General features: G+C 71.3%; 26 protein-coding genes and 1 pseudogene. 17 read left to right on the top strand and 10 right to left on the bottom strand.

Translation table 11 applies throughout. The features are described 5' to 3' along the window. Positions 1–66: 66 nt before the first annotated feature. Positions 67–543 (bottom strand): hypothetical protein, encoded by a 477-nt coding sequence (locus tag FHU36_RS15460; RefSeq protein WP_185084356.1) that lies wholly within the window; start codon positions 541–543, stop codon positions 67–69. Positions 544–634: 91 nt separating this feature from the next. On the opposite strand from FHU36_RS15460, the gene FHU36_RS15465 reads away from it, so the two are divergent. From FHU36_RS15465 to FHU36_RS46325, 5 genes are all read left to right on the top strand, one after another. After that, the gene (locus tag FHU36_RS15465) at positions 635–1,525 is read left to right on the top strand and encodes a proline dehydrogenase family protein (protein ID WP_185084357.1); all 891 of its coding nucleotides are present in this window, start codon (positions 635–637) and stop codon (positions 1,523–1,525) included. Positions 1,526–1,545: 20 nt separating this feature from the next. After that, entirely contained in the window at positions 1,546–2,340 is a 795-nt protein-coding gene (gene proC, locus FHU36_RS15470; protein ID WP_185084358.1) for a pyrroline-5-carboxylate reductase, read from the top strand. Positions 2,341–2,608: 268 nt separating this feature from the next. Beyond that, positions 2,609–2,896: a hypothetical protein gene (locus FHU36_RS15475; RefSeq protein ID WP_185084359.1), complete on the top strand. Its 288-nt coding sequence runs from the start codon at positions 2,609–2,611 to the stop codon at positions 2,894–2,896. Continuing rightward, positions 2,883–4,085 carry an RNA-guided endonuclease InsQ/TnpB family protein gene (locus FHU36_RS15480; RefSeq protein WP_185084360.1) on the top strand — a complete coding sequence of 401 codons (1,203 nt, stop codon included), beginning with the start codon at positions 2,883–2,885 and terminating at the stop codon, positions 4,083–4,085. The genes FHU36_RS15475 and FHU36_RS15480 overlap by 14 nt, the downstream gene beginning before the upstream one ends. Before the next feature lie 330 nt (positions 4,086–4,415). Continuing rightward, positions 4,416–5,024 carry an ABC transporter permease gene (locus FHU36_RS46325; RefSeq protein ID WP_312891605.1) on the top strand — a complete coding sequence of 203 codons (609 nt, stop codon included), beginning with the start codon at positions 4,416–4,418 and terminating at the stop codon, positions 5,022–5,024. A 16-nt stretch (positions 5,025–5,040) separates the two neighbouring features. On the opposite strand, the gene FHU36_RS15490 is transcribed toward FHU36_RS46325, so the two are convergent. The 4 genes from FHU36_RS15490 to FHU36_RS15505 all read right to left on the bottom strand — a co-directional run bounded on the left by FHU36_RS15490 (position 5,041) and on the right by FHU36_RS15505 (position 8,565). Continuing rightward, positions 5,041–5,781, bottom strand: coding sequence for an ABC transporter permease (locus FHU36_RS15490; protein ID WP_185084362.1), 741 nt, complete (start codon positions 5,779–5,781; stop codon positions 5,041–5,043). Next, positions 5,778–6,668, bottom strand: coding sequence for an ABC transporter ATP-binding protein (locus FHU36_RS15495; RefSeq protein WP_185084363.1), 891 nt, complete (start codon positions 6,666–6,668; stop codon positions 5,778–5,780). The genes FHU36_RS15490 and FHU36_RS15495 overlap by 4 nt, the downstream gene beginning before the upstream one ends. 80 nt (positions 6,669–6,748) lie before the next feature. Further along, positions 6,749–7,408, bottom strand: a complete 660-nt coding sequence (locus FHU36_RS15500; protein WP_185084364.1) for a response regulator — start codon at positions 7,406–7,408, stop codon at positions 6,749–6,751. After that, positions 7,405–8,565 carry a sensor histidine kinase gene (locus FHU36_RS15505; protein ID WP_185084365.1) on the bottom strand — a complete coding sequence of 387 codons (1,161 nt, stop codon included), beginning with the start codon at positions 8,563–8,565 and terminating at the stop codon, positions 7,405–7,407. Before FHU36_RS15505 ends, FHU36_RS15500 begins: the two co-directional genes overlap by 4 nt. 119 nt (positions 8,566–8,684) lie before the next feature. Between FHU36_RS15505 and FHU36_RS15510 the strand changes: the two genes are divergently transcribed. From FHU36_RS15510 to FHU36_RS15555, 10 genes are all read left to right on the top strand, one after another. Beyond that, a complete protein-coding gene (locus FHU36_RS15510) occupies positions 8,685–9,848 on the top strand; it encodes an acetoin utilization protein AcuC (RefSeq protein ID WP_185084366.1) in 1,164 nt (387 codons plus the stop codon). Positions 9,849–9,857: 9 nt separating this feature from the next. Then, positions 9,858–10,640: a phosphatase gene (locus FHU36_RS15515; protein ID WP_185084367.1), complete on the top strand. Its 783-nt coding sequence runs from the start codon at positions 9,858–9,860 to the stop codon at positions 10,638–10,640. Positions 10,641–10,952: 312 nt separating this feature from the next. Beyond that, on the top strand, positions 10,953–11,156 hold the full coding sequence (locus tag FHU36_RS15520; protein WP_026214222.1) for a helix-turn-helix domain-containing protein: 204 nt from the start codon (positions 10,953–10,955) through the stop codon (positions 11,154–11,156). A gap of 185 nt (positions 11,157–11,341) precedes the next feature. Continuing rightward, positions 11,342–11,440, top strand: coding sequence for a 30S ribosomal protein bS22 (locus FHU36_RS15525; RefSeq protein ID WP_018654693.1), 99 nt, complete (start codon positions 11,342–11,344; stop codon positions 11,438–11,440). A gap of 23 nt (positions 11,441–11,463) precedes the next feature. Then, positions 11,464–12,459 (top strand): NAD-dependent epimerase/dehydratase family protein, encoded by a 996-nt coding sequence (locus FHU36_RS15530; RefSeq protein WP_185084368.1) that lies wholly within the window; start codon positions 11,464–11,466, stop codon positions 12,457–12,459. Continuing rightward, positions 12,456–13,358, top strand: a complete 903-nt coding sequence (locus tag FHU36_RS15535) for a lysophospholipid acyltransferase family protein (RefSeq protein WP_376774132.1) — start codon at positions 12,456–12,458, stop codon at positions 13,356–13,358. Before FHU36_RS15530 ends, FHU36_RS15535 begins: the two co-directional genes overlap by 4 nt. Before the next feature lie 69 nt (positions 13,359–13,427). Continuing rightward, positions 13,428–14,222 (top strand): SDR family NAD(P)-dependent oxidoreductase, encoded by a 795-nt coding sequence (locus FHU36_RS15540; protein WP_185084369.1) that lies wholly within the window; start codon positions 13,428–13,430, stop codon positions 14,220–14,222. Positions 14,223–14,291: 69 nt separating this feature from the next. Beyond that, entirely contained in the window at positions 14,292–14,873 is a 582-nt protein-coding gene (locus FHU36_RS15545; protein WP_185084370.1) for an RNA polymerase sigma factor, read from the top strand. Between the two features lie 2 nt (positions 14,874–14,875). Then, positions 14,876–15,865 carry an LCP family protein gene (locus FHU36_RS15550; RefSeq protein WP_185084371.1) on the top strand — a complete coding sequence of 330 codons (990 nt, stop codon included), beginning with the start codon at positions 14,876–14,878 and terminating at the stop codon, positions 15,863–15,865. A gap of 77 nt (positions 15,866–15,942) precedes the next feature. After that, positions 15,943–16,776, top strand: coding sequence for a hypothetical protein (locus FHU36_RS15555; protein WP_185084372.1), 834 nt, complete (start codon positions 15,943–15,945; stop codon positions 16,774–16,776). Between the two features lie 4 nt (positions 16,777–16,780). Here the strand turns inward: FHU36_RS15555 and FHU36_RS15560 are convergent, their stop codons facing one another. The 3 genes from FHU36_RS15560 to FHU36_RS15570 all read right to left on the bottom strand — a co-directional run bounded on the left by FHU36_RS15560 (position 16,781) and on the right by FHU36_RS15570 (position 19,014). Further along, complete coding sequence (locus tag FHU36_RS15560; RefSeq protein WP_185084373.1) at positions 16,781–17,656, bottom strand: HAD family hydrolase; 876 nt, start codon at positions 17,654–17,656, stop codon at positions 16,781–16,783. 10 nt (positions 17,657–17,666) lie between these two features. Then, complete coding sequence (locus tag FHU36_RS45610; RefSeq protein WP_185084374.1) at positions 17,667–18,305, bottom strand: DUF5667 domain-containing protein; 639 nt, start codon at positions 18,303–18,305, stop codon at positions 17,667–17,669. Between the two features lie 70 nt (positions 18,306–18,375). After that, positions 18,376–19,014, bottom strand: coding sequence for a sigma-70 family RNA polymerase sigma factor (locus FHU36_RS15570; RefSeq protein ID WP_185084375.1), 639 nt, complete (start codon positions 19,012–19,014; stop codon positions 18,376–18,378). A gap of 178 nt (positions 19,015–19,192) precedes the next feature. Between FHU36_RS15570 and FHU36_RS15575 the strand changes: the two genes are divergently transcribed. Beyond that, positions 19,193–20,830, top strand: coding sequence for an antibiotic biosynthesis monooxygenase (locus tag FHU36_RS15575; protein WP_185084376.1), 1,638 nt, complete (start codon positions 19,193–19,195; stop codon positions 20,828–20,830). A 24-nt stretch (positions 20,831–20,854) separates the two neighbouring features. Here FHU36_RS15575 and FHU36_RS15580 read toward each other — a convergent pair. Then, positions 20,855–21,455 (bottom strand): annotated as a pseudogene (locus tag FHU36_RS15580) (transposase family protein); the annotation flags it as partial. A gap of 53 nt (positions 21,456–21,508) precedes the next feature. On the opposite strand from FHU36_RS15580, the gene FHU36_RS15585 reads away from it, so the two are divergent. Then, positions 21,509–21,841 (top strand): type II toxin-antitoxin system PemK/MazF family toxin, encoded by a 333-nt coding sequence (locus FHU36_RS15585; protein ID WP_185084377.1) that lies wholly within the window; start codon positions 21,509–21,511, stop codon positions 21,839–21,841. 206 nt (positions 21,842–22,047) lie between these two features. Here the strand turns inward: FHU36_RS15585 and FHU36_RS15590 are convergent, their stop codons facing one another. Beyond that, entirely contained in the window at positions 22,048–22,281 is a 234-nt protein-coding gene (locus FHU36_RS15590; protein WP_185084378.1) for a glutaredoxin family protein, read from the bottom strand. Positions 22,282–22,324: the final 43 nt, after the last annotated feature.

Raw genomic sequence — 22,324 nt, forward strand, 5'->3', positions numbered from 1 at the left:
TCAACCCCAAGGACGGCCTGCGCATTCCCTTGATTTCGCCGTGGGCGTGCTCGTTCTCGTCGGTGGTCAGGCCTTGGCGCCGTCCACGATCTTGCGCTTGCCGAGCGGGGCCCTGAGCTTGACCGTGGTCGTCTTCTCGATGGCGATCATGATGCAGGAGACGTTCTTCGCCGTGGGCGCGGTGCCCTCGTACAGGGTGATCGTGACGCGCGTGCGCGTCTCCTTGACCTTCACCCGGTCCAGCACGGTGCACGGCGCCACGCCGGACGTCCAGACGAGCTGGACCTTGCGCCCCTTGGCGACGGGCTTGGCCTTCGTCCAGCGCACCTTGCGGACGTCGATCGCGTCGCCCGTCGGCTTGACCGGCTCCGGGCCCTTGACCGGGGGCGTGGTGGGCGTGGTGGGCACGGTGCCGGTGGCGGAGACCGGCGTGCTGGAGAGCGGCGTGCCGGAGGAGGGCAGGGTGGACGAGGTGGCGTGCCCGTCGGGCGTCGCTCCGCAACTCGTCGCGAGCAGACATCCGGCCAGAAGAGTCGCTGTCATCGTTCGCATACCCCTACGACGAACCGCGCCGCCGCGCGGTTCACCACCGGATCCGGCGGGCGGGCGCGGACGCGAGGACTAGGGTGGTCACGTGCTTCGTCAGGTCCTGCTAGCCGCCTCCAGGAGCGAGCGCGTCGAGCGCGTCGTGTCCACCTCTCCGCTGACCAGGGACGTGGTCAGGCGCTACGTCGCCCAGGACGTGGGCGCGGTCGTCTCGGAGCTGACCCGCGACGGGCTGCTCGTCACGGTCGACCACCTGGGCGAGGAGGTGACCGACCGGGCGCAGGCCGAGGGCGAGGTGCGGGCCTACCTGCGGCTGCTCACCCGCCTGCCGGAGGGCTCCGACGTGTCGGTCAAGCTGACCGCGCTCGGCCTGCGGCTGTCGGAGCAACTCGCGCTGGACAACGCCGCCACCATCTGCGAGCAGGCCGCCCTGCGCGGCATCACGCTCACCCTCGACGCCGAGGAGCACGACACCATCGCCGGGCTGCACTCCGTGCACGCCACGCTGCGCAAGGAGCATCCCTCGGTCGGCGTCGTCGTCCAGGCCTACCTGCCCGAGGCACAGGAGCGCTGCGCCCGGCTCGCCGCCTCCGACGGGACACGCGTGCGGCTGTGCAAGGGCGCCTACACCGCCCCCGGCGCCTACACCTCGCGCGCCGACATCGACCGCTCGTTCGTGCGCTGCCTCAGGGTGCTGATGGCCGGCTCCGCCTTCCCGATGGTCGCCACGCACGACCCGCGGCTGGTGGAGATCGCCTCGGCGCTGGCGGTGCTCGCCGGACGCGACTTCTCGGCGTACGAGTATCAGATGCTCTACGGCATCCGCCCCGCCGAGCAGCGGCGGCTGGCCGCCCTGGGCGCGCAGATGCGGGTCTACGTGCCCTACGGCGACGACTGGTACGCCTACCTGATGCGCCGCCTGGCCGAGCGCCCCCGCAACCTCGCCTTCTTCGCCCGCTCGCTGCTGAGCAGGGGTTGACGGGCCGATAGGCTGCTGGCGTGATTGCGATTCTGGGCACGGGCAAGATGGGCGAGGCCCTGCTGTCCGGGCTGCTGCGGGCGGGGTTCAAGCCGGACGACGTCGTGGCCACGGCCCGCCGGCCGGAGCGGGCGCGGGCGCTGCGCGACACCTACGGCGTGCGCACGATGTCCAACCCGGAGGCCGCCAAGGTCGCCGAGACGCTGATCCTGGCCGTCAAGCCACAGGACATGGCGTCGCTGCTGGCCGAGATCGCACCCCACGTGCCCGCCGACCGCCTGGTGATCACCGCGGCCGCCGGCATCACCACCGCGTTCGTCGAGCAGCGCCTCGGTGTCGAGGCGCCCGTGGTCAGGGTCATGTCCAACACGCCCATCCGGTTCGACGAGGCGATGAGCGTCATCTCGGCCGGCGCCCACGCCCGCGAGGAGCACCTCCGGCACACCGAGGACCTCCTGCGGCCCGTCGGCAAGGTGCTGCGCATCCCCGAGGCGCAGCAGGACGCCGCGACCGCGCTGTCCGGCAGCGGGCCCGCCTACTTCTTCTACCTCGTCGAGGCCATGGTCGACGCGGGCATCCTGCTCGGCATGCCCCGGGCGGCGGCCCTCGACATGGTGACCCAGTCGATCGTCGGCGCGGCCGTGATGCTGCGCGATTCGGGCGAGCACCCGGTGATCCTGCGCGAGGCCGTGACGTCGCCCGGCGGCACCACGATCGCGGCGATCGCCGAGCTCGAACGGCACAGCGTCCGGGCCGCCTTCCTGGCCGCCATCGAGGCCGCCCGCGACCGGGGCCGCGAGCTCGCCTCCGGCTGACCACCCGCGCGGGTTCCCGCCCCTCACGGCCTCGTCCTTTCGTGCGGGTCTCCGCCGCTCCATGGCCCCGTCCTCTCGCGATCCGGCCACGCGCCCGGCGACCCGGCGGAGTTGGTCCCTACGATTGGTCGGGTGTCGATTCGTAAAGTCCTCCTGAGGGGACCGTCGCCTTCAGGCGGCGGGGGGATAGCGCAGTGACCTGCCAAATTGGGGCATCAGAATCTCCGTTCATCACGCATGAGATGTGTGACGCTGTGATACTGATCGTGTGACGCGTGAGGTGCGCACCTCCCCAGGAGCGGCGTTCGACCTCGGGTACCCCGTCGTGTGGTGCCCGCAGTGCCGCCGCCCGGTCGTCGGCGGGCGGGTGAAGACCCGCCTGCGGGACCTGATCCACGCCAAGGCCGACGAGCACGGTCACCCGCACTCGGGGCGGCCGACCCTGTGGTCATGGTTCTGCTTCCTGGCCACGGCCGGCGCCGAGTCGGCCAAGACGGTGCGGCGCTGCATCGAGGCGCAGGACGGGCGGGCACCCGGGGCGGGTGGCCGTGCGTAGGTCGTTCAAGTTCCTGCTGCGTCCCACCCGCGGGCAGGTCGTCGCGCTCACCGCGTGCCTGGCAGATCATCAACAGTTGTACAACGCGGCGTTGGAGCACCGTCGCACGGCCTACCGCAAGGCGGGTGTCACGGTGCGGTACGGCGAGCAGTCGGCGGAGTTGAAGCACATCCGGGCCGACGATCCCGGCGGGCAGGGCCGGTGGTCGTTCTCCTCCCAGCAGGCCACCTTGCGGCGGCTGGACAAGGCATTCAGGGCGTTCTTCGACCGTGTCAAGGCCGGCCACGCGCCCGGGTTTCCGCGTTTCAAGGGGCGGGGCCGGTTCGACACCGTTGAGTGGCCGAAGGACGGCGACGGCTGCCGGTGGGATTCCCAGCCCGGCCACCCGGCCGCCACGTATGTGCGGCTTCAGGGGGTCGGGCAGGTGCGGGTGCACCAGCACCGGCGGGTGCTCGGCACGGTGAAGACGATCAGCGTGAAGCGGGAAGGTTCCCGCTGGTTCGTGGTGCTGTCGTGCGACGACGTGCCCGCCGAGACGCTGCCCGCGACGGGGGCCGTGGCCGGGATCGACGTGGGGTTGGTTCATCTGGCGACGACCAGCGAGGGTGAGCACCTGGCCAATCCGCGCCACCTGCACACCTGTGCCGAGCGTCTGGCGACGGCTCAGCGGGACCTGGCCCGCACCAGGCGCGGGTCCAACCGCCGGCGTAAGGCTGTGGCCCGTGTCGCGGCGCTGCACGCCAAGGTGCGGCGGCAGCGCCTCGACGCAGCGCACAAGGCCGCGCTCGCGCTGGTGCGCGACTACGACGTGATCGTGCACGAAGCGCTCAAGGTCACCAATATGACCAGGCGTGCGGCGCCCAAGCCGGATGGCGTGGGTGGCCACCTGCCCAACGGGGCGGCCGCGAAGTCGGGGCTGAACCGTTCGATCTTGGACGCGGGTTGGGGGGTGTTCCTGACGATCCTGTCGCACAAGGCTGAAAGCGCCGGTCGAGAGCTGATCACGGTGAACCCCGCCAACACCTCCCGCACCTGCTCGCGCTGCGGGCACTGCGCGGCAGAGAACCGCGTCACCCAGGCCGGGTTCCGATGTACGGCATGCGGGCACACCGCGCACGCCGACGTGAACGCGGCCGTCAACATCTTGAGGGCAGGGCTTGCCCTTCGCGACGCCGCGCGAGCGGCCTAGCGAGAAGCCGCTCCCTTCAGGGGGCGGAGGAGTCACCAGCAGCGTCATGTCCGTCCGTCGTCAGCGGCATCGGCGGGCTGACGGCGTCCATGGCGTCCCTCCGGGCGGCGTCGACGGCTCAGGCCAGGACCTTGGTCAGGACGGCAGAGCGCACGAGCGAGGCGCTCACCGTCAAGGCGCCGTTCGTTGGCGTGGTCACGCTCGGCCGTCCGGCCGGCGGCGACGGCCGGACGGGCGCGACGGGCTGCTCGGCCAGATCCCGGCGGTGGACGGCAACTGCCGTCGCTGCCGTCCACCAGATCGGGCGGTGGCTCACCCGTTGTGGTGGGCGTGCCCATCTCGGCGGGCGACACCATTGTGACCGTCACCGGCGTCTCCAATCTCACGCTGGCCGCCGACATCGACGAGACGGACGTGCTGCTCGTCGAGCGCGGCACAGTCGAGCCGCTGCAGCGGAAGGTCGTGGCCGCGCTCACCGCCCGGTACCCGGGGGAGAAGTTCTCCGCCGTCACCCAGACCCAGTTGCTCGGCACGATCGGCAGCGTGCTCGGCATGCTGACCGGCGTGCTGGCCGCCATCGCCGGCGTCTCGCTGCTGGTCGGCGGGGTGGGCGTGTCCAACATCATGCTGGTCAGCGTGCGCGAGCGGACCCGCGAGATCGGGCTGCGCAAGGCGCTCGGCGCCCGGCAGCGCGACGTGCTGGCCCAGTTCCTCATCGAGGCGGTGCTGCTGACCACGATCGGCGGCGTGATCGGCATCGTGCTGGGGGTCGGCGGCGCGCTGGCCATCAGGACGTTCACCGAGGTGCCGGCCACGATCACGTGGTGGTCGGTCGCGCTGGCGTTCGGGGTGTCGGCCGCGGTGGGCGTGTTCTTCGGCGTCGCGCCGGCGCGGCGGGCGGGCCGGCTGGACCCGGTCGTCGCCCTCCGCGCCGAGTAGGCGGGCGCCGCGGGGTTCACGCGTCGCGGCGCCGCATCAGCACGGCGCCCGAGATCACGGCGACCGCCACCCAGGCGAGGTAGACCGCGAACCCGCTCCACGGGCCCAGGGAGGCGTTGCTCTGGCCGGACACGACCAGCAGGCCGGCGTTCGTGGTGAAGTACTCGGCCACGGTCCTGCCCCACTCGCCCGGGAACTGGTTCGCCATCGTGGGCAACACCATGATCAGCGCGATGGCCGACACGATGGCCCCCGGCGTGTGCCTGATGAGCGTGCCCAGCCCCAGCCCGAACAGCCCGCACGCGGTCAGGTAGAGAGCGGACCCGAGCGAAGCCCGCGCCACCTCGCCCAGCTCGATCGACGGCGGCTGGGAGATCGCCACACCGACGCCGATCGCGCCGGCCGACGCGACCCCGCAGACGATCAGTGAGACCGCGACGAACACCACGATCTTGCCGGCCAGCAGGCTCGTGCGCCTGGGCACGGCCATGAGCGAGGTGCGGATGCCCCCGGTGCGGTACTCGCTGGAGATCACCAGAACACCCAGGGTGGCCATGGACAGCGAGGCGAGCATCGTCCCGGTCAGGCTCAGCATGATCGCCTGGTCGCCCGGGACCGGCCCGTCGGCCATGTTCTTGGCCGAGGCGCTGATGAGGGCGGACAGGCCCAGCACCAGCACGGCGGTGACGGTCAGGGTCCACACCGTCGAACGGACCGAGCGGATCTTGGTCCATTCGGACCTGAAAATGTCGATCATGACGTGTACTCCAGGCTGTCCTTGGTGAGCTCCATGTAGGCCGCCTCCAGCGTGGGCTGCACGAACGTCAGCTCCTCCAGCGCGATCCCGGCCCGCGCGGTGATCGTGCCTATCTCGAGCGTGCTCATCGCGGTCACCCGCAGGTGGTCGGAGTGCGGCTCGCCCACCTTGATCAGCTCGGCCACCTCGGCCAGCCGGGGCGAGCGCACCCGCACGTACCCCTGCGAGCTGCGCCCGATGAACTCCTCCACGCTCGTGTCGGCGATGAGGCTGCCCTTGCCGATCACGATCAGATGGTCGGCGGTCTGCGCCATCTCGCTCATGAGATGGCTGGAGACGAACACCGTCCGCCCCTCGGCCGCCAGCCTGCGGATGAACGTGCGGATCCACAGGATGCCGTCCGGGTCGAGCCCGTTGACGGGCTCGTCGAACAGCAGGATCTCCGGGTCGCCGAGCAGCGCCGCGGCGATGCCCAACCGCTGCGACATGCCCAGCGAGAACCCGCCGATCCGCCGCCCGGCCACCTCGCGCAGGCCGACGGCCTCCAGCACCTCCTCGACCCGGCGTGCCGGGAGGGCGTTGCTCTGCGCGATGGCCAGCAGGTGGTTGCGCGCGCTGCGCCCGCCGTGCACGGCCTTGGCGTCCAGCAGCGCGCCGACCTTGCGCAGGGGGTGCTTCCACTCCTGGTACGGCTTGCCGTCCACGAGCGCCGAACCGTCCGAGGGACGGTCCAGGCCGAGGAGCATGCGCATGGTCGTCGACTTGCCGGCGCCGTTGGGGCCGAGGAAGCCGGTCACCCGGCCGGGCTCGACGTCGAAGGACAGGCCCGCCACGGCCACGGTCGAGCCGTAGCGTTTGGTGAGGTTCGTCGCCCGTATTGAGGTCATGGGTCCAGCGTGACGGCGCGGAGCGGCGACTTCTTCCTGCCCGAGAACCGTTTCGTCCCAGGGGGTCTGGGAGCGCGGTCCTACGCTCCGGGGGTGACGAGCCCGGCCTCGTAGGCGGCGATCACCGCCTGGGCCCGGTCCCTGACGGCCAGCTTGGCGAACAGGCTCGTCACGTGGTTCTTCACCGTGGAGGGGGAGACGCCCAGGTCGGCGGCGATCTCGCCGTTGGACCGGCCGCGCGCGATCAGCACGAGGATCTCGCGTTCCCGCTCGGTCAGGCCGGCCGGCTCCGGGCGCGTGCCGGGCCGGTGCGGGCGCTCGGCCCGGACGAAGGTGCCGATGAGGCGGGTCAGCAGGCGCGGCGCCACGGCCGACTCGCCCCGGTGCACCACCCGCACGCCCTCGACCAGTTCCTCGGGGGAGACGTCCTTGGGCAGGAACCCGTCGGCGCCCGCCCGCAGCGCGGCCACGACGTTCTCGTCCAGGTCGAACGTGCTCAGCGCCAGCACCCGCACGCCGGGCTGCTCGGCGATGATCCGCTCGGTCGCGCGCACCCCGTCCATGCCGGGCATGTGCAGGTCCATCAGCACCACGTCGGGCCGCAGCCGTCTGCTCCGCTCGACCGCCTCGGCGCCGTCGCCGGCCTCGCCGACCACGCGCATGTCCGGCTGGGCGTCGAGCATCAGCCGGAACCCCATGCGCACCAGCGCGTGGTCGTCGGCCAGGAGTACCGCGATCATGTCTTCTCCAGGGGGATGCGGGCGCGCACCCGGAAACCGCCTTCGGCGCGCGGACCGGTCTGCAGCTCGCCGCCGCACAGCGCCACCCGCTCGGCCATCCCGCCGAGCCCGAACCCGGGCGGCGCCGCCGGCTGCCTCACGGCCTGCTCGGGGACGCCGTCGTCGACGACCTCCACCTCCACGGCCTCGGGCCGGTAGGTCAGCACGACGCCGGCACGGGCTCCCGGGGCGTGCTTGCGGGTGTTGGTCAGGGCCTCCTGCACGATGCGGTAGACGGCGTGGTCGACCGCCGTGGGCAGCGCCACGGCCTCGCCCGCCACGGTCAGGGTGGCGGGCAGCCCGGCCGTCCTGGCCTCCTCCAGCAGGGCGGGCAGCCGGGACGTGCCCACGCCGGTGGCGGCCCCGTCGCCCTCGCCGCCGTCGGCCCGCAGCACGTCGAGGAGCTGGCGCATCTCGGTGAGCGCCTGCCGTGCGGTGCCCTCGGCCCCGGTCAGCGCCTCGCGGGTGACCTCGTGCCCCGGCGGGAGGGTGGCGCGGGCGCCGCCGACCAGGGCGTTGATCACGCTGAGGTGGTGGGCCACGACGTCGTGCAGCTCCCGGGCGATCCGCCGCCGTTCGGCGCGGACCGCCTCCTCGGCCGCCTCGCGGCGGCCCCGCTCCCTCAGCTCGGCGCGGACGCGGACGAGCTGGCCCAGGCCGGTGAACACGAGGAAGGAGACCAGGTTCGGCACCCAGGCGATGGGGCCGCCGGTGGTCTCGATGGACAGGTGGAAGGCCACGTTGTAGACGACCGACGCGGCCACCGCGACGATCACGGCCGTCCGGCCGGCCAGGTAGCGACCCACGCTGTAGAGGGCGATCGTGATGGGCACGTTGGTGGCGCTGATGATGCCGGTGAGCAGGCCGAAGACGTCGAGGGCGGTGACGGCGGCCGCGGCGGCGACCGGGTGGCGGCGCCGCACGAGGAGGGGGAGGACCGAGATCGCGAACTGGGCGAACTGGGCGGAGGCGGCCGCGGGCTGCGGGTAGCCCTGCGCCAGCATGGCGATCATGCCGACCAGCGGGGCACCGGCCAGGACGATGACCAGCGTGGTGTCGAACACGCGGGGACGCCGGAAGAAACGCCATGCGGCCTCGACACGGCGTACCAAGCGCATGATCCGACCTTACGCAAAAATGCGGCGGTATCTCGCTTCGATCACCTCCGCCACCGGAGAGACGGAGCCCGTGGGGGCTGCGGTAACGTCGGCCCAAGGGCGAGGGACGGGGAGTGCGTATGAGTCGGACAGTGCGGGTCATCTGGGACGATGCTCTCACCTCCTACAATTTCGGCCCGAGCCATCCCCTCGCACCCATCCGCGTCGAGCTGACGATGGCGCTCGCCCGCGAGCTGGGCGTGCTCGACAAGGTGGAGCCGGCCGGCTGCGTCCCCGCCACCGACGACGAGCTGGCCATGGTGCACGACCGCGGCTACATCGAGGCGGTCCGGCGCTGCTCCGCCACCGGCGCACCCGACCTTTCCGCCGGCCTCGGCACGGCCGACAACCCGTCCTTCGCCGGCGTCCACGAGGCGTCCGCCCTGATCGCCGGCGCCTCGCTCGCCGCCGCCCGCGCGGTCTGGGAGGGCACGGCCGAGCACGCGGTCAACGTGGCCGGCGGCCTGCACCACGCGATGGCCTCGACGGCCAGCGGCTTCTGCGTCTACAACGACCCGGCCCTGGCCATCGCCTGGCTGCTGCGCCAGGGCGCCGGCCGGGTGGCGTACGTGGACGTGGACGTGCACCACGGCGACGGCGTGCAGGCGCTCTTCTACGACGACCCCCGGGTGCTGACGATCAGCCTGCACGAGAGCCCGCGCACCTTGTTCCCCGGCACCGGGTTCCCCGAGGAGACCGGTGCCGGGGGCACGGCGGTCAACGTGGCCCTCCCGGCGGGCACCGGCGACTCCGGCTGGCTGCGCGCCTTCCACGCGGTGGTGCCGCCGCTGCTGCGCGAGTTCGCGCCGGAGATCCTCGTGACCCAGCACGGCTGCGACAGCCACGCGCTCGACCCGCTCGCCAACCTGATGCTCAGCGTCGACGGCCAGCGCGCCGCCTACGCCGCCCTGCACCGCCTGGCCCACGAGACGGCGGGCGGCCGGTGGATCGTGACGGGCGGCGGCGGCTACGAGCTGGTCCAGGTGGTGCCGCGGGCCTGGACCCACCTGATCGCCGAGGTGGCGGGGCATCCGCTCGACCCGGCGACGCCGACCAGCGAGGGGTGGCGCCGGCTCGTCCGGGAACGCACCGGGGAGACCCCGCCGCTCACCATGACCGACGGCCGTACCCCGGAATTTCGTGACCTGTCCGGTGGTTATGACCCAGGAGACCCGATCGACCGTGCGATCATGGCGACCCGCAACGCGGTCTTCCCCCTGCACGGCCTCGACCCGATCCCCTAGCGAGGAACCGTGCTGAGCCGTGACGCACTCCACGAGCACCTGATCCACACCCGCATCGCCGGCGATGTCGCGACCTCTCGTGAGAACAACCTCGACCACTACAGCTCCCTGGCCAACGGCGACCCCTACTACGCGCTGGGCCTGACGTTCGAGCAGCCGTGGTCCTTCCGCGACGTCCTGGAGCTGATGGCCAAGTCGGCCGGCGTCGTCGCCGATCCCCGTCACCGTTCGGGTCAGGACACCATCGACCCCGAGCGGACGATCGCCGCCCTCGACGCCATGGCCGGGCGCATCGCCGCCGCGCTGTCGCGCGAGCGGCCGCGCCTGCTGTTCGCCACCGGTCACCCCACGGGCCTGCTGGCCGTGCACCTGCCGCTCGCCAGGCTCGCGGCCGAGCACGGCGCGACGCTGCTGACACCCGCCGAGGGCTGGTCGTACGCGGGGTCCGGATTCGGCCGGCTGCGCCGGATCCGCTACCTCTACGACGTGGCGATGCTCGACGACAAGGGCGGCTTCGTGCACACCCACGACGCGGCCCCGATGGAGCGGATGCTGGACGAGCTGGGCGACGAGCCGCCGGACCTGGTCATCGCCGACCACGGCTGGGCCGGGGCCGCGGGCGAGGCCGGGGTGCCGACGGTGGCCTTCGCCGACTCCAACGACCCCGGGCTCTTCCTCGGCGAGGCCGAGGGCAAGATCGACGTGGTCGTGCCCCTCGACGACAATGTGCTGCCGCGCTATTACGCACCGCTGACCGAATGGCTCGTCACTGGAGTCTCACGAGCCCTGTGAGTCGAAAACGGTCAGCTCGATACCGTCTTTTCGCGCCTGCATTCCAAGAGGCTCGCTGTCCCTTTGCCAACTTTTGACACGTCCTGGGCGACTCTTATGTGTGACAAGTTGGACAGTTCCAACGATCAGGCGAGGTGCTCGGCAAGCTGCTGACCAGGCATTTTACTGGTCTGGCTGACGCGTGGCTCCGACGGCTGAGAAACTGGGGGGTTTGCCGACTCGGAGTCCCGTCTTACGCTGACGGCAGTACACGTGCGTGAGCAATGGCACCAGTGGGGATAACCCGGAAACCACGTGCGGAAGAGGCGTCCGATGGGTGCAGGCGAAAGACCTCTCAGCGAGGTGAAGTTCCTGACCGTGGCAGAAGTCGCCACAGTCATGCGGGTGTCCAAGATGACCGTGTACCGGCTGGTGCACTCCGGCGAACTCCCGGCGATCCGTGTCGGCAGGTCGTTCAGGGTGCCTGAGCAGGCGGTCCACGACTATCTCCGGGAGGCCTACATCGAGGCAGGATGACGCAGGAGTAGCGGTGTGACGCGTGAGTTCGGCCACACCGCGAATGGCCGACGCGGGCGAGGCCCGGCCGGCACAACGCGGCCGGGCCACCCCCTTGGGGCGATCTACCGTGGATCGCCGGTAGTCTGTGACCCGGTGTGCGCTCGCACATCGGTTCAGCCTTGCTATCACCACCTGGGGGTCCCGTGGGCTCTGTGATCAAGAAGCGCCGCAAGCGGATGGCCAAGAAGAAGCACCGCAAGCTGCTCAAGAAGACGCGCATCCAGCGGCGTAACAAGAAGTAACCAGACGCAGCTGCGAGGCGCTGATGACCCACACCGTGCTCGTCACCGGGGTCTCGCGCCATATCGGCGCCCGGGTGGCGAGAGTTCTTGCGGCCGACCCGGACATCAGCCGCGTCATCGGTGTCGACACCGTGCCGCCGCCCTCGCTGACGCGAGAGGGCGGCGTCTCCCTCGGTCGGACCGAGTTCGTCCGCGTTGACCTGCGCAGCCCCGACATCGCGCAGGTGATCGCGGCCGCCGACATCGACACCGTCGTGCACATGAGCCTGGTCAGCGCTCCGTCGCGGAACGCCGGGCGGGCGCTGATGAAGGAGCACAACGTCATCGGCGCCATGCAACTGCTCGGCGCCTGCCAGCGTTCGGCCACCGTCCGGCGCGTCGTGGTGCGCTCCACCACGGCGGTCTACGGCTCGTCCCCCAGGGACCCGGCGGTGTTCACCGAGGACCTGGAGCCGCACGACGGGCCCGTCCACGGCTATGCCAAGGACGCGGCCGAGGTCGAGGCCTACGTGCGCGGTTTCGCGCGCCGCCGCCCCGACGTCACCGTGACGCTGCTGCGCTTCGCCAACTTCATGGGTCCGGGCGTCGACTCGCCGCTGACCCGCTACTTCACCCAGCCGGTGGCGCCGACCGTGTTCGGCTTCGACCCCCGGCTGCAGTTCGTCCACGAGGACGACGCGGTCGAGGTGCTGCGCCGCACGGCGACCGAGGACCACCCCGGCACGTTCAACGTGGCCGGGGCAGGCGTGCTGCTGCTGTCGCAGTGCGTACGGCGGGCCGGCCGGCTGTCGCTGCCGCTGCCCTCCCCGGCCTTCCGGATGCTGGGCAACACCGTGCGCCGGATGGGCCTGGTCGACTACTCACCCGAGCAGCTCCGGCTGATGAGTTACGGCCGCGCGGTCGACTCCAGCAGGCTGGCGGCCGAGCTGGGCTGGCGGCCCAAGTTCACCACCGGCGCGGCGTTCGACGACTTCCTGCGCTCGCGGGAGCTGCATCCGCTGGGAGGTGCCCGACGGTGAGCGTTCCCGACCGCGAGGCGCGGGTGATCCCGATCACCGAGGCGCCGTCCCACGACAAGCCCGGCCCCGACCCGCTGGCCGAGGCCCTGGCCTTCCTGCGCAGGCGCGTCACCGGCGACTACGAGGTCGACGAGTTCGGCTACGACCCCGAGCTCACCGACAAGGTGATGCTGGAGCTGATCAGGCCGCTCTACCACCACTGGTTCCGGGTCGAGACCGTCGAGCTGAAGAACGTGCCGCACGACAGCGGCGCGCTCGTGGTCGCCAACCACTCGGGCACGCTGCCGCTCGACGCGCTCATGCTGCAGGTGGCGCTGCACGACGAGGCCGACCGGGCGCTGCGGCTGCTCGGCGCCGACCTGGTCTACCAGCTCCCCGTGCTCGGCCACCTCGCGCGCAAGACCGGCCACACGCTGGCCTGCCCCGAGGACGCCGACCGGCTGCTGCGCAAGGGCGAGCTGGTCGGGGTGTTCCCCGAGGGCTTCAAGGGCGTGGGCAAGTCGTTCTCCGAGCGCTACAAGCTGCAGCGGTTCGGCCGGGGCGGCTTCGTGGCCTCGGCCATCAGGGCCGGCGTGCCCATCGTCCCCACCGCGATCGTGGGGGCCGAGGAGATCTACCCCAAGATCGGCGACCTGGCCTCGCTGGCGCGGCTGCTCGGCCTGCCCTACCTGCCGATCACGCCGTTCTTCCCGCTGCTCGGGCCGCTCGGCCTGGTGCCGCTGCCGTCGAAGTGGATGATCGAGTTCGGTGAGCCGGTGCACACCGACGCCTACGACCCGTCCGACGCCGACGACCCGATGCTGGTGTTCGAGCTGACCGACCACGTCCGCGAGCTCGTCCAGCAGATGCTCAACGAGCTGCGGCTGCGGCGCGGCCACGCCTTCCCGCCGTTTCTCTGACCCGCGCAACCGGTCGCGGCCGGCCGGTGTTCCTTCCTGTGCAAGTGACACCCAGCATGAAGGAACACCATGGATCTGCAGCTTTCCGGACGCGTCGCCATCGTCACCGGCGCCTCCAAGGGCATCGGCCTGGCAGTCGCGCGCACCCTCTTCGAGGAGGGCGCGCACGTCGTGGCGACCTCCAGGACCCGCACGGCCGACCTGCCCGACAAGGTGGTCCACGTGGCGGCCGACCTGATGGACCCGCAGGCGCCCGCCCGGATCGTGGCCCGCGCGGCCGAGGAGTTCGGCGGTGTCGACATCCTCGTCAACAACGCGGGCGGCCCGCCGCCCGGCGTCACGCTGCCCCGCGTCGGCTTCCTCGCGCCCGACGACGCCGCCTGGCGGGAGATGTTCGAGTTCAACCTCTTCTCGGCGGTCCGGATGGTGCGCGCCGCCGTACCGGCGATGCTGGAGCGCGGCGGCGGCGCGATCGTCAACGTCTCCTCGGGCTCGGCCCGCCAGCCGTCGGCGATGAACGTCGACTACGGCGCCGCCAAGGCGGCGCTCAACCACGTGAGCAAGGCCCTGTCGGAGGAGTACGGCCCGCAGGGGATCCGGGTGAACACCGTCTCGCCCGGCCCGGTGCTGACCGACTGGTGGACCAAGGACGGCGGCGCGGCCGACGTCATCGCCGGCATGGCGGGCGCCGACCGCGACAGCGTCATCGCGACCCTGGCGCCCGAGATGATGAAGCTGTCCACCGGCCGCCTGGTCCACCCCCAGGAGATCGCCGACGCCGTCGTCCAGCTCGTCTCCCCGCGTTCCGGCAGCACCACCGGGGCCGAGGTGGCGGTAGACGGAGGCTTCCGCAAGGAGCTGTAGGCCTTCGTGAACCCATGAGGCGGGTTGTGGCGAGACATCCCTGACCGACTTCCCCACAGAAGGGCGGAGATGATCACACAACCCGCCACCAGGGGTGCGGACGCCGACCTCGTGCGAACCTCCTGGACCCAGCCGGAGGCGTTCGCCGAGCTGTTCGACCGCTACTCCGCCATGCTCTACCGGTACGTCTCCAAACGGCTCGGCACCGAACCGGCCGAGGACCTCGTCGGCGAGACGTTCCTGGTCGCCTTCTCCCGCCGCCGCAGCTACGACCTTGCCTACACCGACGCGCGGCCATGGCTGTTCGGCATCCTCACCAAGCTCATGTCCCGCCACCACCGCACCGAGGCGGCCCGCTACCGGGCGCTGCTGCGGGCCCCGGTCGACGACCACGTGGACTCCCCGGCCGACCGGGTGGCCAGCGGGGTGAGCGCGCAGGCCGTCCGCCCCGAGCTGGTCAGCGCGCTCGCGGCGCTGCCCGCCAAGGACCGCGACGTGCTGTTACTGGTCGCCTGGGGCGACCTCACCTACGTGGAGGTCGCCCAGGCGCTCGGCATCCCGGTCGGCACGGTGCGCTCCCGCCTCAACAGGGGCAGGCGGAAGGTCCGCGCGGCACTCGGAGACACCAATCCGCTGCTGGAGGAGGCGTGACGATGGACGACCTGAAACTGCTGCGTGACCTCGGCGCCGAGCTGGAACACCAGCCGCCGGCGACGCTGGCCCGCCAGCGCAACCGCCTGCTCACCGAGCGGCCCCGCCGCCGCAGGATCGGCTGGCTCGCCACGGCCCTCGCGGCGGCGGCCACCGCGATCGCCGTGGCCGTGCCCACCGTGGTGCTGAGCGGCCACGAGACCGTGCCGTCGCCCGCCGGCGCCCGTCCCCCGAAGGTGACCGGGACGATGAACATCCTGCTGGTCGGCACCGACAGCCTGGCGGGCACCCCCCGGTTCCGCAAGGGCGCCCGTTCGGACACCATCCTCCTCGTGCACCTGCCCGCCGACCGGAAGCAGATCACCACGGTGAGCATCCCGAGGGACTCCATGGTCCAGATCCCCCGGTGCGGCTCCGAGCCCGCCCGCCGGGACATGATCAACTCGGCGTTCGACAAGGGCGGGCTCACCTGCACCGTCAAGACCATCGAGACGCTGACCGACGTGCGGATCGACCACATGATGGAGTTCGACTTCGCCGCCTTCAAGGAGGTGGTCGACGCCCTGGGCGGCGTGGAGGTCATGATCAGGAAACCGATCGACGATCCGAAGGCCAAGCTGAAGCTCCCCGCGGGCAAGGTCCTGCTCGACGGGGAGAAGGCGCTCGGCTACATGCGGCTGCGCAACCACGGCGACGGCTCGGACATCCAGCGGATCAAGCGCCAGATGACTCTCCTGTTGGCGATGCTCAGGAAGGGTCAGTCGCTGCTGGACGAGCCAGGCAGGCTGCGCGACTTCCTCGCGACCGCCACCAAGTCCGTCAAGACGGACCCGGCCTTCGACCTGGAGACGATGACCGCCCTCGCCATGACCATGGACCAGCCCGCGGGGTTCGTGTCCACCACAGTGCCCTGGAAGCCCGACCCGCGCGACCCGAACAGGGTCGTATGGAAGCAGCCCGAAGCCGGCGAGCTGTTCAAAAGATTCCGATAGTCCGCAAGCGGATTGACGAGGGATCTTCGATGCACCAGATTGTTCGCGTCATCCCCCCTCGTTCCCAGGGAAACCCTATGAAGCGAACCATCGTGGGTGTCGCCGTGGCCGTGGGCCTCGCGCAGCTCACGGCCGCGCCCGCGCACGCGGCGCCCAAGCTCGACCCGGTCAACGCGCTCAAGGCCGAACTCGGCCAGGGCAAGGCCGTCAACTTCCGCTCCACGGCGAAGGTGACGTACGGCCGCGGCCTGTCCGCCACCTCCGACGTGGAGGGCACGATCGGGTTCGGCCCGCGGGGCGCGGCCGCGTCCGACGTGGCCCACACCCTGCGCTACAGCGAGGACATGCTCCGCCAGATGCGCAAGCAGCGGCCGGAGGAGACCGAGGCGCTGCGGGAGGGACCCATCCAGGCGATCTCCACGCGGGGTGTGAGCTACGTCTCCGGCCCGCTGGTCGACGAGGCCCTCCTGTCCAGCGGCGCCGACTGGGTGCGCTACCGGCGGGCCGACCTGCCGCCGAGCAACCTGCTGCTCGACGTGCTGGACCCCGCCACTCTCAAGACGCTCCTGAGCCACCGCACCTCCGTGCGGGACGGCGCCGTCAAGGGGTCCGTCAAGCCTGCCAAGCTCGCCGCCGTGTCCTCCGCCTTCGCCTCGCGCTTCGGCACCCGCTTCGGCCGCCGCGGCACGGTCTCCTACACCCTCCGGCTCGGTCCGACCGGCCTGGTCGAGCGGGTGAGCGCCAAGGCGGTCCTGCCCTACGCCGACGCCACCGTCGGGGTGGAGTCGGACACCCGCTTCGCGGCATGGGGCCGCGAGGCCACCGTGAACCTGCCGCTGGAAGGAGACGTGGTCGACAGGGAGCAGGTCGCGGACGCCGTGCCCGCCCGGATCCCCGGGATCTGGTACTAGGCGGCTAGCGCGGGCCGCGGTAGTGCTTGCGCAGGGCGATGCCCGCGGCGACGCCGCCCGCCACGGCGCCCACACCGGCCGCGATGGGCAGCGCGGTCAGCGTCGCCTTGCGGCCGGTGCGGAAGTCCTTGATCGGCCAGTCGTGCTTCCTGGCGTGCTCGCGCAGCTCGGTGTCGGGGTTGATGGCGATCGCCTGGCCGACCAGCGACAGCATGGGCAGGTCGTTGGCCGAGTCGCTGTAGGCGGTGCACCGGGTCAGGTCGAGGCCCTCCCGGCGGGCCAGCGCCCGCACGGCCTCGGCCTTGGCCGGCCCGTGGAGCAGGTCGCCGACCAGCCGTCCGGTGTAGACGCCGTCGGTGCTCTCGGCCACCGTGCCGAGGGCGCCGGTCAGGCCGAGCCGCTGGGCGATGACCCGGGCCAGCTCCACGGGTGTGGCGGTGACCAGCCAGACCCGCTGGCCGGCGTCCAGATGGCTCTGCGCGAGCGCGCGGGTGCCGCCCCAGATGCGGTCGGCCATCACCTCGTCGTAGATCTCCTCGCCGAGCCGTACGACGTCGTCGACCTTGGCCCCCGCGACGAACGCCAGCGCCGTCTCGCGGGCCACCGCGATGTGCTCGGGGTTCTCGTTGCCCCGCAGCCGGAACACCGCCTGGCCGACCGTGAACTTGAACAGGTCGGAGGTGGTGAACATGCCGCGCGTGGCCAGCCCTCGCGCGAAGTGGTAGATCGAGGCACCGCGCATCATCGTGTTGTCGACGTCGAAGAAGGCCGCCGCCTGGAGGTCGGGCTCGGCGGGGGGAGCGGTCACGGCCGCCGCGGCCGCGGCCTCGCCGGCGATCTCCGCCTCAACCTCGTGCCGTTGTCGGATTAGCCGCCACATGGGCTTCAGCTTACCCAGGAGGCGCGGCCAGGCCCTCGATGTAGTCGAGGTAGCCGCTGGCCTGGTCCTGGTGCGCCTCGTCCAACTGGTCGAGCATCGGCTCGACCACGTCGCGCTGGTCCTGGGCGAACCTGCTGATCTTCGGCGAGCGGGGGCTGACCCGTTCGAGCCTGCCGATGCCCGAGCGGGTCGAGCGCTCCATCTCCCTCAGCGTCTCGCTCACCAGCGACCCGGCCTCGGACGAGCCCAGCAGCTCGGCCACCTCGGCGGCCCGGGTCTTGGCCGAGACCAGCTCGCGCTCGCCCCGTTCGACGTCGTCGGCGCTGAGCCGGACGAGCGTGCTCTCCGCGGCGCGCTTGAGCGGGTACAGCGTGTCGCCCGGCACCGCCCGGTAGGTCGTGAAGGCCGACACCATCATGACCCCGGCCAGCCCGAACGTGGCGAGCGCCGACGGCCACGGCAGCCCCCGGCGGGGCCGCGACGCCCGGGGCCGGGCAGACGGCGCGGGGCCGGCGTCGTGGTGGTGGGACACCAGGTCGGCGCGCAACCGTTCGCGGAAGGAGTCGCTCGGCCCGCCCCCGAGGGGCAGCCGCCGCAACTGCGCGAGGTGATCCAGCACGTGCTCGCGCGAACGGCGCGACCTACCCATGACAGCTCCCTGACGCCCCCGCAAAGAGATCCAGTAGTGGCACATGCCTAACGACGGGAACCGATGGAGGTTACGCCAGGTCCTGCCTCAACGCCCGGCCCAGCGCGCGGATGGCGCGGAACTGCAGCGCTTTGATCGCTCCACTCTTCTTCCCCATGATCAATGCGGTCTCCGCCAGCGACAGCCCGTGCAGGAACCGCAGCACCACGCACTCCTGCTGCTCCGGGTTGAGATCCCGCACGGCCCGCAGCATCCGGTCGTTGACGATCGCCGTCACCACGGCGTTCTCCGGGATGTGCGCCCCGTCCAGCGGAACGTCGATCACCTCGCCCGTGGGGACCTCCAGCCGGTAGCGCCCCGACTTGAAGTGGTCCGTCACCAGGTTGCGGGCGATCGTCACCAGCCAGGCGCCGAAGTCGCGTCCCTGCCAGGTGAAGCCGGTGATGCGGCGCAACGCGCGCAGGAACGTCTCGCTGGTGAGGTCCTCGGCCAGGGGGTGCGAGCCCACCCGGTAGTAGATGTAGCGGTAGACCAGGTCCACGTAGCGGTCGTAGAGCGTGCCAAAGGCCTCCGTGTCGCCGGTCTTGGCACGCAACACCAGCGTGCGGAGTTCGTCGGGGACCTCTTCGCGGGCGGCGGGCGCACCGGTGACGGCGGTGCCGGCGGCCGCCGGCGACAGCAGCCCGGCGAACGGCCACGATTCAGGCATCCGGTATCCCTGGGGGTAAGGGGTGCGGCGTGCTCGATCACTCTAGAAATCAACAGCGGATTCCACAATCCACGCTCCAAAGTCATGACTAGCCGTAAGCGGCGGATACGGTGTGGACCGACCCGTTCCCTCTTCGGCTACCGGCTGGGAGGCATAGTCCGGCAGCATTGGAGTCACCATGGAGATCCTCGTTGCTGTCATAGCCTTCGCCGGTGCCCTCCTCGCCGCCATCGCCACGGGCGCGCTGGCGAACCGGCTGCGTGAGGAGATCGAGGGGTGGTTGATCGCCTGGACGGTGGCGGTGGCCGCGCTGTGCGTGTCGCTGGCCGTGGTGGGCGTCGGCCACCTCATGGGCTTCGGAGCCGTCACCTTCAAGATCTACCAGGTCACGGGGTCGCTGCTGGCCCCCCTCTGGCTCGCTGTCGGCCTGATCCAGCTCCTGGCCGAGAAGGTGCCGCCGAAGTTCGCGGCCTGGCTGTTCGGCACCGCGGTCACCATCGTCGCCGGCGTGATCCTCTTCGTCGACCCGCTGATCTCCGAGCAGATGGGCAAGGTGCTGCCCGCCGCCAAGCAGCACTGGGGGCTGATCCCCGACAAGCTGCTGCTCGGGGTGCACGTCGTCGTGGCGGTGATCCTGCTGGCGGCCGTGGTCGTCGCGGCCCTTCGGTGGCGCTCCGGCGACGAGTACGACACCGACAACCTGCACGCCGTGCTGGTCGTCGCGCCGTCCGCGCTGGCCGTCCTGGGCGCCATGCGGTTCGCGGTGCCCGGCTTCTTCACGACCGCGCTGTTCGTCGTGGCCGCCGCCGGCATCTGGTACTGCGTGCTGCGCCCGCTGGCGCCGTACGAGGATGACGAGGAGGACGACGAGCCGGAGCGCCACCGCGGCTCCCGCGACGGCGGCCGTGAGGGATCGCGTGACGGCCGCGGCGGCGCCCGCGGCGACGGGCGGCACGGTGAGCAGGCGCCGGCCGGCCACCGGGCGGGAGGGCGGGCCGGCTCCCGGGCCGCCGAGCCCGTCGCCTCGGCCGAGCAGCCCGCCGTCCAGCCGCCGCGCAGGGTTTCGGGCCTGGGCGACCTGGTGGCCGAGTACCGGGCGGGCGACAGGGACGTCGACTACGCCGCCCGGATGGCTCCTCCGCCCGACTCGGGCCCGTCCACGGGTTACATCATGAACGGCAGCCAGGGCGCCTTCCAGGACGACTACGGGGCCGGCCGGCAGGACTTCGACGCCCCGCGCGCCGACCGGCCCGGCCACGGCGCTTCGCCCGACTTCGCCCCGCCGGGGTTCGGGCCCCAGCCCGGCTACGGCTCCCCGCCCGGCCACGGCCTTCCCCGGCAGGACTACGACGACGACGGCCCGGCGACAGGTGCCCTCTACTCGGGCGCCGACCTGTTCGCCCCGGGCGGGCGCGCCGCGCAGCCCTCCCCACCGCACGCCCAGCCCCAGCCGCACGCCCAGCCCCAGCCCGCCGGCGGGCGGCCCTCCCCGAGCATCTACGGCCTGCTCACCGTCTTCACGATCATGGACGGCTCGGGTGAGGCGTTCGACCGGCTGGCCGAGCAGACCGTCGAGGCCGTCCGGCGGGGCGAGCCCGACACGCTCGTCTACGCCTGCCACGCCGTGAAGTCGGCCCCGCTGCAGCGCATCGTCTACGAGCTCTACCGCGACGAGGTGGCCTACCGCGACCACCAGCGGCAGCCGCACGTGGAGAGGTTCGTCAACGAGCGCCAGGCCATGGTGCTGGCCACCAACGTCATCGAGCTCACCGTCAACGCCGCCAAGGTGGTGCCGCTGCCGACCGTGCTGTTCTAGTACTCCAGCTGTAGATCGTGATCTTCAATTCTGATTCGCGGCTTGTGGTCGGTAGTGGCCGACTTGGGCTCGGGCCTGGTGGCGGCGTCGCCAGGCGGACCAGGCGAGCCGGTGGGCTACCTCGCGCACGGGCCGGACGACCAAGGTGATGAACAGTCGCTGGATCTCGTTGCAGGTGAGCGGGATGAGCCCGTCAGGTGCGGGGTGCCGGGCTTGTTCGTCGGCGCGGACAACGGCGAGGAAGGCGTGAGCGAGCATGGCCAGGGTGACCCAGCGGGACCAAGAGGTGTAGCGGCGGATTTGGTGCTCGTCGAGTCCCGCCAGGCCCTTTCCGGACTGGAAGGTCTCCTCCACCCGCCACCTTGATCCAGCGACGCGGACCAGGGCGGTCAGGGGTACGGGGACGGATGAGAAAGCAGCGGTAGTAGGCGAGTTCACCGGTGGTGCGGTTGCGGCGGATCAGCAGCTGGCGGCTGCCGGGCCGGGGTTCGGCCAGGTCGATGACGGCCCAGTCGTAGAAGCGGTGCCCCTTGGCCCCGGCTCCGGCGGACAGCTTCTGCCATGCCCGCTTGGGCACCTTCGCGGCCAGGGCATCCGCGCGGAAATTACGATCTGTGCCTGGAGTAGGCGGCGGTCGAAGGGGCGACGCAGGCGCGCCGTCCCGTATCAGGAGGACATATGCGACGTGGCGAAGTCTGGTGGGCAGATTTCAACGAGCAGCGGGCAGTCGTACTGCTGTCGGGAGAAGAGGCGTCCGGTTTCTTGGCGATGCAGGTCGTCGCTCCCGCGGGCACCGATCTCAGCGGCGTGGCCGTTGAGGTGGCAGTAGGTGCCCCCGAAGGACTGCCTCTCGAAGGCGTCCTGAGAGTCGCACTTCCACGTCCCGACCTCATCCCTTGCACTTGGCTGGTCACCCTGGCCAGGGAAGACCTGATCGGGCAGGCGGGCGTCCTGCCGTCCGCGAAGCTCAGCGAGATCGAGGATGCCCTTCGTCTCGGTGGACTCATGTAGGCAGAGAGGGATGGACGCCGCCGATGGCGCGGTCGGTCTCGTCGAGATGGTCAATGGTGGCCGCGCCATATCGGCGGCGCCCCCACTCACAAGATCACGATCTACGGCTGGAGTACTAGGTCGTGCTGTTCTCGGTCGTGCTGCTCCAGGCCGGGCCGTTCCAGTCCGTGCCGTTCTCGGCCGGGCCGTTCCGAGCCGGTCGGGGCTCAGGCGAGGGCCGCCCTGAGCCGATCCTCGGACACGCGCCAGAAGTCGTGCTGGACGCCGTCGACAAGTGTGACGGGAATCATCTCCCCGTACTTCTCCCGCAGTTCGGCGGAGGTGTCGATGTCGACCTCCTCCCACGGCACGCCCAGCTCTCCCGCGACTCTGGCGATGACCTCGCGGGCGTCGTCGCAGAGGTGGCAGCCCTGCCTTCCGAGCAACGTGATGCTGTGCATGGCCCCCACCGTAGCGCCTGACTTTGTGCGTCGGTTCACAAAG

It is taken from the genome of Nonomuraea muscovyensis (genome assembly GCF_014207745.1).
Taxonomy (GTDB): Bacteria; Actinomycetota; Actinomycetes; order Streptosporangiales; family Streptosporangiaceae; genus Nonomuraea; species Nonomuraea muscovyensis.